The sequence below is a fragment of the Akkermansia sp. RCC_12PD genome (assembly GCF_036417355.1).
GTDB lineage: Bacteria > Verrucomicrobiota > Verrucomicrobiia > Verrucomicrobiales > Akkermansiaceae > Akkermansia.
Map to the genome: position 1 here is coordinate 2,464,646 of NZ_CP143889.1, position 13,391 is coordinate 2,478,036.

General features: G+C 55.7%; 11 protein-coding genes and 1 pseudogene. 5 read left to right on the top strand and 7 right to left on the bottom strand.

The genetic code is table 11. From position 1 onward, the window contains the following. Positions 1-404 precede the first annotated feature (404 nt). From V3C20_RS10470 to V3C20_RS10495, 6 genes and pseudogenes are all read right to left on the bottom strand, one after another. Complete coding sequence (locus tag V3C20_RS10470) at positions 405-839, bottom strand: hypothetical protein (RefSeq protein WP_130083729.1); 435 nt, start codon at positions 837-839, stop codon at positions 405-407. Positions 840-907: 68 nt separating this feature from the next. Then, the gene (locus V3C20_RS10475; RefSeq protein ID WP_130083728.1) at positions 908-1,723 is read right to left on the bottom strand and encodes a class II aldolase/adducin family protein; all 816 of its coding nucleotides are present in this window, start codon (positions 1,721-1,723) and stop codon (positions 908-910) included. A gap of 12 nt (positions 1,724-1,735) precedes the next feature. Next, on the bottom strand, positions 1,736-3,160 hold the full coding sequence (fucK, locus tag V3C20_RS10480; RefSeq protein WP_130083727.1) for an L-fuculokinase: 1,425 nt from the start codon (positions 3,158-3,160) through the stop codon (positions 1,736-1,738). 45 nt (positions 3,161-3,205) lie between these two features. After that, a complete protein-coding gene (locus V3C20_RS10485; RefSeq protein WP_130083726.1) occupies positions 3,206-3,562 on the bottom strand; it encodes a four helix bundle protein in 357 nt (118 codons plus the stop codon). A gap of 93 nt (positions 3,563-3,655) precedes the next feature. Further along, positions 3,656-5,434, bottom strand: coding sequence for an L-fucose isomerase (locus V3C20_RS10490; RefSeq protein WP_130083725.1), 1,779 nt, complete (start codon positions 5,432-5,434; stop codon positions 3,656-3,658). A gap of 619 nt (positions 5,435-6,053) precedes the next feature. After that, positions 6,054-7,394: pseudogene (locus V3C20_RS10495) on the bottom strand (sugar MFS transporter); the annotation flags it as partial. Positions 7,395-7,600: 206 nt separating this feature from the next. Between V3C20_RS10495 and V3C20_RS10500 the strand changes: the two are divergent. From V3C20_RS10500 to V3C20_RS10520, 5 genes are all read left to right on the top strand, one after another. Beyond that, positions 7,601-7,819 carry a hypothetical protein gene (locus V3C20_RS10500; RefSeq protein WP_130083723.1) on the top strand — a complete coding sequence of 73 codons (219 nt, stop codon included), beginning with the start codon at positions 7,601-7,603 and terminating at the stop codon, positions 7,817-7,819. Positions 7,820-7,905: 86 nt separating this feature from the next. After that, positions 7,906-8,661, top strand: coding sequence for a hypothetical protein (locus tag V3C20_RS10505; protein WP_130083722.1), 756 nt, complete (start codon positions 7,906-7,908; stop codon positions 8,659-8,661). A 22-nt stretch (positions 8,662-8,683) separates the two neighbouring features. Beyond that, positions 8,684-9,679 (top strand): hypothetical protein, encoded by a 996-nt coding sequence (locus V3C20_RS10510; RefSeq protein ID WP_130083721.1) that lies wholly within the window; start codon positions 8,684-8,686, stop codon positions 9,677-9,679. A gap of 172 nt (positions 9,680-9,851) precedes the next feature. Continuing rightward, positions 9,852-10,364, top strand: a complete 513-nt coding sequence (locus tag V3C20_RS10515; RefSeq protein ID WP_130083720.1) for a hypothetical protein — start codon at positions 9,852-9,854, stop codon at positions 10,362-10,364. 142 nt (positions 10,365-10,506) lie between these two features. Beyond that, a complete protein-coding gene (locus tag V3C20_RS10520; protein WP_130083719.1) occupies positions 10,507-12,555 on the top strand; it encodes a sialidase family protein in 2,049 nt (682 codons plus the stop codon). Positions 12,556-12,637: 82 nt separating this feature from the next. On the opposite strand, the gene V3C20_RS10525 is transcribed toward V3C20_RS10520, so the two are convergent. Continuing rightward, on the bottom strand, positions 12,638-13,231 hold the full coding sequence (locus V3C20_RS10525; protein ID WP_130083718.1) for a sigma-70 family RNA polymerase sigma factor: 594 nt from the start codon (positions 13,229-13,231) through the stop codon (positions 12,638-12,640). Positions 13,232-13,391: the final 160 nt, after the last annotated feature.

The following is a 13,391-nucleotide window of genomic DNA, read 5'->3' on the forward strand; positions in this document are numbered from 1 at the left end:
TGCTCTACAGCATCATTTGCAGTAATGGCTAGATACTTTTCTTTCCCCTGCCGGAGTCCGGACTCAGAATTTTTAGGGCGGGAGAACCTCTGTCGGTTTTGCTGGAAGAGATAGGAGAATGCCGCAGCGGAAAGTTTTTTAGTCAGGAATGACTAATGCTGAATACAGTTGAACCCGTCTCGCGCGGAACCTTGAACGGAACCCGTGGGCAGGAGATTAAAACGTGGGATTGAGGTGCAAAAAGGTGCGGTGGGCATGACCGATTCCACAGGAGGCTGGCAGGGAAGGGAAACAGTGCGCTTCCGTTTGTTCACTTTTCCGGACGGGAAGACGGAGGGCTTCCGGGAAAAGCCCCTTCCTTCATGGATGTTTCCATTTCTGGGCTGTTCCTGAGTAGCGGGGCTTTATTTAAAATCGTCCTTGCCCGGAGAGAAGGGTTGCACGACCCAGTCGAATTCCAGTTCCCTGTCGCCTCCTCCCATGGAGACGTATTTCGGTCTGATCGAAGTCCCTACATCATCTCCCTCTTTTTGGGATGAAGGTTTTTCCCAGATAAAGGAGATCTCTTTTACCCTCTTTTCACCGGATTCGAGGAAGATCGTATGGGTTCGGGCGACCGGCATGTACCAGGAAGCGGCATCCGGATAAGAACAGGCGGTTTCCCAGGCAGCTTTATTTTCTTTTCCCTTCTTTTCCGCCTTCCAGGTGACGCTCAGGGAAGTTTTCCCCTGGCAGCCGTCTTCTGCGCCTCTAGTGTACTGAAGGGAGAGTGAATCCTGTGTAACGATGATGGGATTAATCAGGAAAAATCCGATGATAATGGAAGTGGCAGCAATCATATTTTCATGCAGGGGGGGTGGGAAAAAACGGGGCGGCAGGATTTCTGCCGTCCCGCTGGAAGAGTTTTTTATTTGCCGGATTTGCCCAGCTTGTAACCAGCATAGGTTTCCGTATTGTACAGGGGCTGTCCTTCCGGAACGGCATACCCGATTGCCTTGCGGATGGCGAGGAAGTCCGCCACGCCTTCCGGTCCCACCTGGTTCAGGGGGGCCTTGTGCAGTCCGGCCAGCAGGACCATGCGGCAGTAGGCATCCGCGTTTTCCATGAACCATTCCGCTTCCTCCACGTGGCGCCCTCCGGCGATGACGCCGTGGTTTTCCATGAATACGACGGTGGATTGTTTGGATACCTCCGCAACGGCCTGGGCCGTTTCCGGGGAGCCGGGCGTTCCGTAAGGGGCCAGCGGGATATGCCCCAGGAAAATGTCCGCTTCCGGATTGATGCCGGAGGGGGGAACCTGGCCGGCGAACAGGAAGGCGTTGCAGTGCGGTGGATGGGCGTGGATGCAGGAGTTGACACCCACGGATTTCATCATGGCAATGTGCGTCTTCACCTCGCTGGTAGAGGGGCGGATGCCCGCTTTTTGGCGTCCTTCCATGTCAACCAGGCAGATGTCCTCCACCTTCATGAATCCCTTGGAGCACAGAGTGGGGGAACACAGCACGAGGTTCTGCGCCACACGCACGGAGATGTTGCCGCCGTTTCCGTCCACATATTCGCGGTTCCACAGGCGGCGGCCCATGTCGCACATGCGTTCCTTGATCACCAGGATTTCAGGGGAATTGAAAAACGCGTCCACTTCCTCCTTCGTGACGGGATTGTACTTTTCCCACGGGAATACCTTGTCCGGGAGGGGCGGGGAGATTGACCAGTCTTCTGACATATTAGTTGCGTGTTAATGGTTGAGCTTTTCGTAGGCTGCCTTCTGGGGTCCGGGCAGGAATGTCCGGTACGTGATGCCGAAGGCGTCCCTGGCCTGCTCGGGCGTAGAGTACACTCCGGCTCCGGCAAAGGCAAACATGGATGCGCCCAGAACGGTGCTTTCCGAAACTTCCGAGACTTTCACCGGAATTTGGAGAATGTCTGCGCGCATCTGCGTCCAGATGTTGTTTCTGGCTCCACCTCCTACCAGGATGAGGAAGCCGCTCTTGAAGCCGCCCACGGATTCCAGGCGGGCCAGGCGGGATTTCAGGCGCCAGGAGAGGGCTTCCATGGCAGCGCGGTAGATGTGGGCGCGCGTCCTGCCCAGTACCAGGCCGTTGATGGAGCCCTTGCTGTCTCCGGAGGCCAGGAAGTCCGGCACCATGGTGACTCCGTCGCAGCCGGGCGGGATCAATTCCGCCTCCGCATCCATGACGTCATATGTCTCTCCCAGGAAGCAGGTGGATTTCACCCATTCAATGATGCCGGAGCCGAGCCATTGCAGGCCGGGGTTGAGCAGTCCGGGCTCCGCGTCGAACTCCGCCGTAGCTCCATCCGCATAATCTTCCGGAGTCAGGCGCGCCTGGGTGGAGCGCACCATCAGGATTTCCCAGGTTCCGGAGGAAAGGACCGGCTGGTTCCTGTCCGCTCCGGAACCGAAGATGGCGAACTGGGTATCATGTCCCGCGGAGATGACGGGAACGCCCGCCAAGGCAGGAATTCCCATGTCCGCAGCTGCTTCCGGTGTGACAAGGCCGATGGTTTCCCCCGCATCAACTATGGGCGGGAAAAGATCGCGGCTCAGGCCGAGGTGGTCCAGGATAAACGTGGAAAAATCACCCGTTTCCATATCCGTAAGCTGGGACGTGCCGGCCATCGTGCGGTCCGTCGCCATGATGCCGGTGAGTTTGCAGGCCAGAATGTTGGAGATGAAGAGCCACGCATGGGCCTTTTCCAGCAGGTCCGGACGGTTTTCCTTGATCCAGATGAGCTTGTAAATGGTATTGAAGGCAAAGGCTCCCACACCGGAAATCCGGTTGAGCTCTTCCTGGGAAATATATTTGCCGATGTGCTTCATGACGTCCGCCGTGCGGGGGCATTTCCAGGAAATGACGGGATAAAGAAGGTTGCCTTCCGCATCCGTCAGCGCGCCGTCCACGCCGAAGGTGGTGATTGTCACCGCCTTCACCTGCTCGGCAGGCAGGCCCTGGAGCGCCTGGACGGCGCATTCGGAAAGCTGGTTGAAAATCCGGTCGGCGTTCCATACATGGAAATCCGGGTTTTCCTGGCCCGGCAGCGTGGCGTTGGGTTGTGAGGCCTTCCCCACAATAACGCCTTTTTCGTCCACAACCATCGCGCGCACATTCGTCGCGCCGCAGTCCAAACAGAGGGAGTACATAGAGAAATACTAAATATTGAAGATTAGATACTAAAGGGAAACTGTTCAGAGATTTTGCCCGGCAAGCGTTTTTGTCGTAGCGGCCAATAGCCGCATTAATTCCAGGCAATCCTGTTTTAAACTTTCAAATTGCTGGTCCGTCAGGCAGGAAGTTGCATGCAGAAGGCGGAGCCAATACCAAGTCTCCGAACATTCTTTTAGTGAAATGTGTACTTTGGAGAAGAAGTCTTTTTTGCTGACGGCATAGGAGGCTTCCGCAAGATTGGCCCCGATGCTTGTTCCGGAGCGTAGAATTTGCTGGATCAGTGCCTGTTCGCACCGTTGCTTGCGAAGATGGCGGCATAAGGAAACGATACGAATGGAAAAGGCAAAACTTTTTTCATGAGCGGCACTTTCGTTCATCTTTTAGTCTTTAATCATTCGTATTTAGTCTTTGATATTAACGCTGAACGTCATCAGGGGAAGAATTTCTTCCCCTGATGAAAAGGTCAGCCGCTAATATTTGCCGTACAGCGGGCCGTAGTTGGCGCAGGCGCGGAAGTCGGCGCCTTCCGGGTCCGCGGTGCCGTGGAGGCCCCAGGCGGAGGGACGGTAGATTTGGTCGTCCGGGATGTTGTGGGCGTATACGGGGATGCGCAGCATGGAGGCCAGCGTCAGGATATCCGCGCCGATGTGGCCGTACGTGAAAGCTCCGTGGTTGGCGCCCATATTGGCCATGACACTGTACACGTCCGTGAAGGCGCCCTTGCCGGTAAGGCGTGGGGCGAACCAGGTGGTGGGCCAGCCTGGATCGGTCCGTTCGTCCAGCGTCTTGTGCACCTTGTCGGGCAGGTCCACGGACCAGCCTTCCGCCACAATGAGGACGGGGCCCAGGCCCTTGACGATGTTCAGGCGCATCATGGTGACGGGCGCGCCGCCCTTGGTGACGTAGTGGACGGAGTAGCCGCCGCCGCGGAAGTATTCCCGGTTGGCCGGGCACCAGGTGGCCTGGCTCATCATCTTGTCCGCATCCTCCTGGGTGACGTCCCAGTGCTTCTTCATGACGGGGTTGCCGTCCTTGTCCGTGCAGGCCATGCAGCCGTCCAGCGCGGCGGAGCCGGAGTTGATGAGGTGGATGATGCCGTCCTTGGCTTTGCCTTCCAGCTTATAGCCAGTGACGCGCTTTACGGCTTCCGGGCTCCAGTAGGTGCGCACGTCCGCAAAGACGTTCGCTTGGCCGGTGAGCAGGTAGCCGAACAGGAGGCACGCTCCGTTCAGGGAGTCGTTTTCCGTGGCGAAGGGCATCGGCGCGCGCGGGCCGTTCCAGTCAAAGGTGGAGTTGAGCAGGGTTTCCGCGATGTCCCCGTTCGGGTAAAAGTCCGTCCAGTGGCGCTGGCCCTGGAAGCCGCCGGCAATGGCCTGGTAACCCAGGGATTCTTCTTCCCGGTCAATCTTTTTGAGTTTGGGGTTGCCCTGCATCATGTCGCGGAAGATCATGGCCATCAGCACGCTTTCCTTGAAGGTTTTGCGGCGGCCGTTCTCATCCAGCTTCAGGTCCGGGCGGTTCTTGTCTTCCGCAAACTTGAAGACGGAGTCCGCCCATTTCATGGCGATGTCGAATTCCTCTTGGTCGTAAATCTTCTGGTCCATGCGGCGGCGCACTTCCGTCATGTCCACGGCCTGTACGCGGATGCCCAGGTAATTTTCCCAGAAGGACTGGTCCACGATGGAGCCGGCGATGCCCATGGAACAACCGCCGATGGAAAGATAGCCCTTGCCGCGGAGTGTCGCCACAGCCAGACCGGCACGGGCGAAGCGGAGTATCTTTTCCGCCACGTCATCCGGAATGGAGGTGTCTCCCGCATCCTGCACGTCCTTGCCGTAAATGGAAAAGGCGGGGAACCCCTTTTGGTTCAGGCCCGCCAGGGCGGCGGCCAGGTAAACGGCGCCGGGTCGCTCCGTTCCGTTGAAGCCCCAGATGGCCTTGGGCGTGAAGGGGTCCATGTCGAAAGTTTCACTGCCGTAGCACCAGCAGGGCGTTACAGCCAGGGAGACCCCTACGTTGTTGGCCTTGAACTTGTCCGCACAGGCGGCGGCTTCCGCGGGGCCGCCGATGCAGGTGTCTGCGATCACGCATTTGACGGGATCGCCGGAGGCGTGGCGGACATTGGCTTCAATAAGGGCGGCGGCGGCCTTGGCCATGTTCATGGTCTGGTCTTCCAGAGATTCGCGGACGCCGAGGCGGCGCCCGTCGATCGTGGGACGGATTCCTATGGTGGGGAGTATTGTTTTCATATCTTGCGTATGTGATGTGCAGGGATTATGCCGGAATGGACTCTTCTTCATCCTCCTTCTTCAGATGGATGTTCCGGAAGAAGAAGCCGTAAATTAGTACCACGGCAAAGCAGATGATGGGAATAAAGAAAGATGACCGCACGGCTTTTTCCACGAAGTTTTCCTGGGCCGTCTGGAACTGCTTCATGTCCAGGGGATGGTAGATCAGATCGTTCAGGACGTCGGGCCGGGAGGCGGGGAGCGTGGTCAGGGCCGGAATCAGGGAAAACTGCTGGATCTGCTGTTCCCGACTGGCAGCGGCGGGCAGCCGATTCAGGTTGTCCTTGAACAGGGAAAGTTCTGCGGGCGTGAGGCCGGAACAGCCGGGCAGCGTTTTGGCGGCTTCACTGAAGGCGGCTCCGGTCAGGGAAGGCAGGGACTGGAAGGTTTGCAGGTTCTTCTCGAACTTGGCGGCGGTTTTGGCCTGTTCCCCTCCTGCTGCGGCGTTTGCTTCCGACATTTTGTAGAGGGTGAGCATGGAGCCGGAGATGGATTTTCTGGAGTCAGCGGCTTCCACCTGGGCGATCAAGGGACGGTCGATGGATTCAAAATAGGCCACCTGGTTTTTCACCGTGGTATTGTCAATGCAGGCGCCCATGTACGGGGTGATGACTGCGCCGCCCAGAATGGCCATGATCAGGCCGGCCGCGCCCAGCTTGACTTCCGACCCCAGGCCGCGCAGCGCGATGCCGTAGATGGTCGGAAACATCAGGGACATGCAGCCGGAAATGGCAACCAGAGTCCAGACGGAGAATTCTTTGGGCAGGTACATGGTTCCCAGGCAGCAGAGAATGCCGGCGACGGCGAAGAGGGCCATCATGTTGGCCGGGTTGAATTTCTTCATCAGGGCCGTGGTGATGGCGCGGCAGGCGATAAAGAGGATGATGGAAAAGATGTAATAGTTGGAGGCGGCTGCTTCCTGCATGCCGGGGAAGACGGACATGATGTACTTGATTGTCCACGTCCAGACGGCGATTTGCACGCCCACATAGAAGAATTGGGCGACTACGCCGCAGGTATAGCGGGGAAGCCTGATGAGCTTCACGAGCTGGCAGCGGTAATCCGGCATGATGATCAGGAAGGCGATGGGGCCGATCATCATGATCAGGATCTGCTGCACCATGCTGAATTCAAAGCTGGAATAATACTGGAACAGGAAGGGAACCAGAATGAAGGCGATGCAGAGGCCCAGGCGGCCCAGTTTGGAGGAAAGCGGCCGCGTGTTTTCCTGCGTGGGTACGGTTGAGTCGTCGGACTTGTAGCGGCAGAAGAAGAACCAAATGACGGCCGCAATGGCGACGAGGCCAACGTAAGGCACGCATACCCAGAAAAGTTCGTCGCTCACGATGGCGTTGAGCTGTTCCGGGTCCATGGCCTTGCGGGTGTCCATGTCCGCATCGTTCAGGTGGGACAGAATGAAGTATTTTGCCAGGAAAATACCCGTCAGGGAGCCGATGGGGTTGAAAGCCTGGGCGAAGTTGAGGCGGCGTACGCTCGTTTCCTGTGACCCCATGGACAGCACGAAGGGGTTGCAGGTGGTTTCCAGGATGGAGAGGCCGCCCGCCAGTACGAAAATAGCCATTAGGTAAATGTCAAAGCTCTGGCCTATGGCGGCAGGAATATAGCAGAGGGCGCCTATCATGTAGAACCCCAGTCCAATCAGCACGCCCGCCTTGTAGGAAAATTCTTCCAGCAGGATGGAGGCGAAAATCGCCAGCACCGCATATGCCCCATAGAAGGAAATCTGCACCCCGGCTGACTCGGAGGCGTTGATCATGAAAATTTTGCTGAAAGCAGGGACCAGATTGTCCGTCATATTGTTCAACAACCCCCACAGGGCGAAGCAGGAGACCAGCATGAAAAATGGCAGCCGGTACTGCTTGGGTACGATCGGCACGGTAGAGGTACGATTTGTGTCCATATGCTTTTTCTAATCTCTCACACGAATATCGATGCGTCAATCTGGAAACAGGGAAGAAGTTGGGAATCCGATTTTTCTTCCATCCATATGAGCGCGTGCCTGAAAATATCCATATGCAGCTAACTATGAAAAAATAATCACGTTTTGAGCTGTTCCGTAGTGCGCATGCACGAGATACGCTTCCCTATCAAACGTGAAATTCAGGAATGGGTTCTTTCTACACCGCCATCACGGCAGGAAACAGATGCAGGAATGCCGGCGGAACAGGAACTACGATTTTCGGGAAAGTGGGGCCTGTCGCTAGAGGTATGTCCGGAACCTTGGAAACGGAAGAGGGAGAGCGAACAGAAATGGACAGGGAGAGTCTGCCGTGGATTTTGAATTTATTCATTTTGTTAGAAAAATATATCTATTTTTTAAATTAATTGTTGATTATTTCTGATTTTTTCATACCATAATAGGTGAAACATTGGAATTATCATCTATTTAAACAATTAAACAAAATAATGTTATGGGAAAATTAAGCGAAGCCAAAAACAAGGTGCAGGAAGAGAGGAAAGAAGTTCAGGAGCAACTGGATATCCTCATTTCTCTTGCAAAATCTCAAACGGAAATATTCCAGCAGCGAATCGAAGCCAGCTTGAAGGATGGAAAAATCAGCGACGATCTGACAGTACCTATCACGAAAGTCCTGGCCAAGCAATTGGAGTCCAGAGCCGTTTACAAGGAAGGCTCTGGTAACATTGTGACCAAGGTGACCGACGCCTTCAAACAGTTATTCAATGGGAATGGACAAATTGCGGATGCAGTGGGCTCCATCATTTCTACCGGGATTGACGCCATTCTGGGGGCAGGAGAGGGAACGGAGAAGATCGTGGAAACATACTATGTGGTCGTGGAATATCCCGCTTTAATACGGTACGATATCAGTTGCTGGGGCCGGAATATGAAGGCAACCGGTTATTTAACCTCCATCCTGACAAACGCCATATCATACACGGCCTACAAATCCGCTGTGGATGTCAGTAAAATGGACTTCAACACATTCCTGGCGGCCTATGCGGGCATTCTGAACAAGGCGTTTGGAGATAATCCCAAACAGATGAAGGAAATGATTGAGGAAGCAAAGGAAATATTCAACATGTTCAAGGACAATAAGATGAAAATCGATGGAGGGGATGATGTACAATATGTCAAGTCGATGCCATCCGTAGAGCATTACACGCGCCATGTAGAGGAGAAAAAAGCCGTGATTGGGGACTTCTGATCCGGAAACAGCATGATGTGCCATGAAGACTGAACTATCAATCAATGAACTGAGAAAGGGGGATGTCCTCCTTTTCTCCGTGCTGCAAGGGGACATAATCTCTTCCCTGATCGGGCTGCTGACAAATTCGGATGTAAGCCATGCCGCCCTTTATGCCGATGAGGAAAAACAGACCCTGCTCGAAGCCACCGGAGAACATCCTGTCCTGGAAAATCCGGCCCGGGAAAGGTTTGCCGGGCGTACCATCCATGTTTACAGAAACAGGGCTCTCCCTTCGCTGGACCCGGTTGTTGAAACAGGCAGGAAATACTTGCAGCAAAAACTCCCGTATGGCGGCATTTATTTGCTGGGGCTGCTTCTGGTTACCTCCAAATATTGCCGGTTCCGCTGGGACCGCGAGACGGCCGGGGCCGCAATATGCCTGCTGGCGTCTACCTATCAGGCATTGCGCTCTTTGCTGGAGGGCAGCCATCCTACGGCATTTTGTTCTCAATTTGTAGCGGAATGTTATGAAGAGGCCGGAGAGCCCTACCACTTGCACTACAAACAGCCGGTCATCCCTCTGGATGCTCGTGTCGGGGATGGGGATCGGTCTCTTCTGTCAGAAGCTCTGGAAGAAATGGAAGCCGGGAAACTGAACGTTGACGGTGTCGGCCCGGACGGGTATGAGGAGAATTTCATGATTCAGGAATTATCTGAAAACGTCTTTGATCCGGAGAAGCACGGGGCCGTCTTGCTTCAATCTGCCAGGGATGCCATGACTGACCAGTCGGAAAACGGCGGTTTTGTGTGTTCTTCATTCAAGGAGAAAATAGAGCTTATCCTATGGACAGGAAGGGTTGCCTATGTCTGGTACTGCCTCCTTACCCACAAGAAAGACTGGAAAAGCCTGTGGAGCCGGCAAGCCCAGAAAGAAGCCCTTCTCTGGCTCAATGAACATCGTTCCTCCTTCATTGCTCCTTCTGATTTCAAGAATACTGAGGAACTTTCCTGTGAAGGCTGCATTGCCGGGAACTGATCATTAAACGCCGTCCTGTTTGTTTGGAGAGCCGGACATACAGGGCGGAGTCTTTCTCCAGATCTTGAAGCTGCTCTTCTGCCTGTCCCATGCGGAAATTTATCCGGACGCATGCGGGAGAAGGCGGGCCTTCTGCTTGACTCTCGTTGGAGGGGTGTTTAAGCATGGACGCATGATTAAGTATGTTCCCGTCTTTGGCCTTTTTCTGATTGGTGGGCTGGTCTCCCATGCCGTGGAAAATTCTGTGGCCGTTCCTCCGTCTACCTCCGATACGCCGGAGGCGCCGCTTCCTTCCGGGGAATTGCTTTCCGACCATGTGGCGGAAGCCGAGTTCACGGGCATCATTCACAGAAAGTGCATGTTCAGGACTTCCCTGTGCCCGGACAAATGCGCCCATCCCAAGGACTTCGCCACCTTCCGGATCATCAAGTACCTGGATTACCGGAAGCCGGGCAAATATGGCGATGAGAAGCAGGAAAAGCTGATGGTTGACGTAAATCCGGATCACAAGCCCATTCTCCAGGATGCCTCCATCCTGAAGCAGATTGCCGCGTTCAAACCGGGTGACAAGGTTGTTCTGCACTGGTCCCATTATTATATGCACAAGGATTCCAGTTCCTTCCCGGAGCGGCCCGTGATTTCCATACAGCCTCTTTCTCCGTCCGGCAGGGAGAAGAAAGAGTGACTTCTGGTCTTTTTGCAGAAAAGCGGGCCGGGCTGGACTTGAAAATGCGGGGTGTGCTAGGAACCACGCTGGTAATGGCACGATGGACGGATAAGAATGATGCGTCCATCGCGTAGTTACCGTTACACACCATATTTACACCATGCGTTTACCTTTGAACAACTTGACAGTACTCTCCCTGCTGTGCGCGCTGGGAATGTCCATGACTGCTGCCCTGGGTACGGAAAGCTTTGAACAAGCCAAACGTGGCACGTTCACCAGCCTGCAGACCAAATACGGTCCCCTGTCCTGTGCGGATGGAGTGGCGGAAATCGGGGGAACCGGAAAATCCGGAAATTCTTCATTACGGATGTTCGGCGGGAAAGATGCCGAACTCAAACTGGACTTGAAGGACATACCCTCCACGGAAGTGCGGCTTTCCGCCTGGGCGGAACGCTGGACGGGGCAGGCCCCTTTTGAATTTTCCATCACGGCGGTTGGCCCCCAGGGAGAAAAGGAAATCTATGACGGCAAAAATATCAGGACGGGCGGGTTTAAGACAAAGATTGAAACGCGCGTTCCTGCAGGCACCCGTTCCCTGGTTTTCAAGCTGACGGCTCCGGAAAACAAAGGATTGAAGCTGGACGACCTGTTCATTGTCCCTTCCATTCCCATGAAAGTGGACCCTCGCGTGGAAATGTCCGCCCCGGTGGCTCCCGTGATGAAGCGCATCCCGGACAATCCCGTTCTTTCCGTGAACGTGAAAACGGAAGGATGCCTGAATCCCGTTTCCCTGAATGCCGTTAATCTGGATTTCTCCGGCACGGACAGGCTGGCGGACATTGAATCCGTGACGGTGCTGCGCGGCGGGGAAAAACCGGAAATCCCTGAGGGAGCGGCTACATTCCCTGGAGACCCGGCCCAGGTTCTGGGTACGGTCCGTGTTTCCGGCGGCATGAAGCCCCGGATTTCCGTCAGGGGCCGCTTGGAACTGGAACCCGGCGACAACCACATGTGGGTGTGTGTCACGATGAAGGACGGAGCCTCCCTGGACGGCAAGGTGGTTGTGCGCCCTGCCAGCGTCGTGGCTGGCAACAAACTGATGAAAGTGGCGGATGCCATCCCTGTGGCGCAGCGAATTGGCGTGGCTGTGGTGAGGCCCGGGGATTTTAACTCCAAATTCTACCGCATTCCCGGCTTGGTACGGACGAAAAAAGGGACCCTCCTGGCGGTTTACGATATCCGCTATAACCATTCCGGCGACCTTCCGGCCAATATCGACGTAGGCGTGAGCCGTTCCACGGATGGGGGGCGCACCTGGTCCGATGTGAAAATTGCCGTGGACGATTCCAAAATAGACCCAGCCAGGAAAGACGCCAAGGGCGTGGGAGACCCCTCCATTCTGCTGGATGAAAAAAACGGCCGCGTGTGGGTGGCCGCCATCTGGAGCTACAGGCATTCCATCTGGGGCAGCAAGTCAGGGGGCAATTCCCCGGAAACCTGCGGCCAGCTGGTACTCGCCAGCAGCGACGACGACGGCCTCACCTGGTCCAAGCCCGTCAACATTACGGAACAGACCAAAGACAAAGGATGGCGGATTCTGTTCAACGGACCCGGAAACGGCATCTGCATGAAGGACGGCACCCTCGTTTTTGCCGCCCAGTACTGGGATGGCAAGGGAGTGCCGTGGTCCACGATCGTTTATTCCCAAGACCAGGGCAAGACCTGGCACTGCGGTACGGGTGTCAGTCAGCAGACCACGGAAGCGCAGGTTATTGAACTGAAAGATGGCTCCGTCATGATCAATGCCCGCTGCAACTGGGGCGGTTCCCGCGTGGTGGGAGTGACGAAGGATCTGGGCAAGACTTGGGAAAAACATCCCACCAGCCGTACTGCCCAGCTCAGGGAGCCCGTCTGCCAGGGCAGCATCCTTGCCGTGGACGCCGTGCCCGGAGCGGGCAGACTGGTTCTGTTTTCCAATCCGAATACGACATCGGGCCGTTCCCATATGACGCTCAAGGCCTCTGCGGATGACGCTTCCTCCTGGCCGGAAGACAAATGGCTCCTGTACGACGAGCGCGGTTGCTGGGGGTACTCCTGCCTGGCGCCTGTGGATAAAAACCACATCGGCGTCCTGTATGAGGGCAGGGGCGCTTTAAACTTCCTGAAGATTCCTTACAAGGAAGCCCTCAATCCTCCGGCCGGGCGCTGAGCTTTTTCCGGCAGAACCCCGGTTTGGTGGAATTCGAGCCGCTTCGCTTCCTATGCGGGGCGGCTTTTTCTTTTCCCGCTGGTCAGGACAGGAAGGAAGCCAGAGCCTCCTTCAGCATGTTCCGGGCGCGGAACAGAAGGCTTTTAGTAGCCGGAACGGTCATTTCCAGCGTTTTGGCTATCTCCTCGTAAGGCATGTTCTCAAAGCGGCGGAGCTGGACGGCCAGGCGCGCCTTTTCCGGCAGGGCTGCAATGGCGTCATCCACGGCTTGCTGAAGCTCCGTTTGTTGTAGCGCGGCGTCCGGGGATTGGGAGCCTTCCAGAAACAGAATAGCACCTCCTTCCTCCTCAATGGCATCCGCAGATGTGGTGGGCTTGCGCTTCTGGCGGCGGACTTCATTGAATACCAGATTACGGAGAATCGTGAACATCCAGGTGGTGAAACGGGCGGAAGGTTCGTAATTCTTCGCTCCGCGCCATACGCGGATGAATACCTGCTGGGCAATGTCTTCCACTTCCGGACCGTTGTTCAGCATGCGGGCCACCGTGGCGTACACGGAATGCTGGTGTTTGCGGATCAGCATTTCCATGGCGGAGGCGTCCCCGTCCCTGACCCTCAGCATCAGCAGGGCGTCTTCGTCCGGTACGGCGGATGGCATGTCTCGTGCTTCGTCCATGAAAAGTCCCTTGTATAAACACTGCACCCGGGGGAAAGTTGCGTCCGGAAGGGCGAATGGCCCGGAAAATATATTTATCCCATTCTTCCGGAATGACGAGATGAAAACGGGTCTGTTCCCTCTTTTCGAAGGATTCCGTCCGGAGGATGGAAAGGAATGG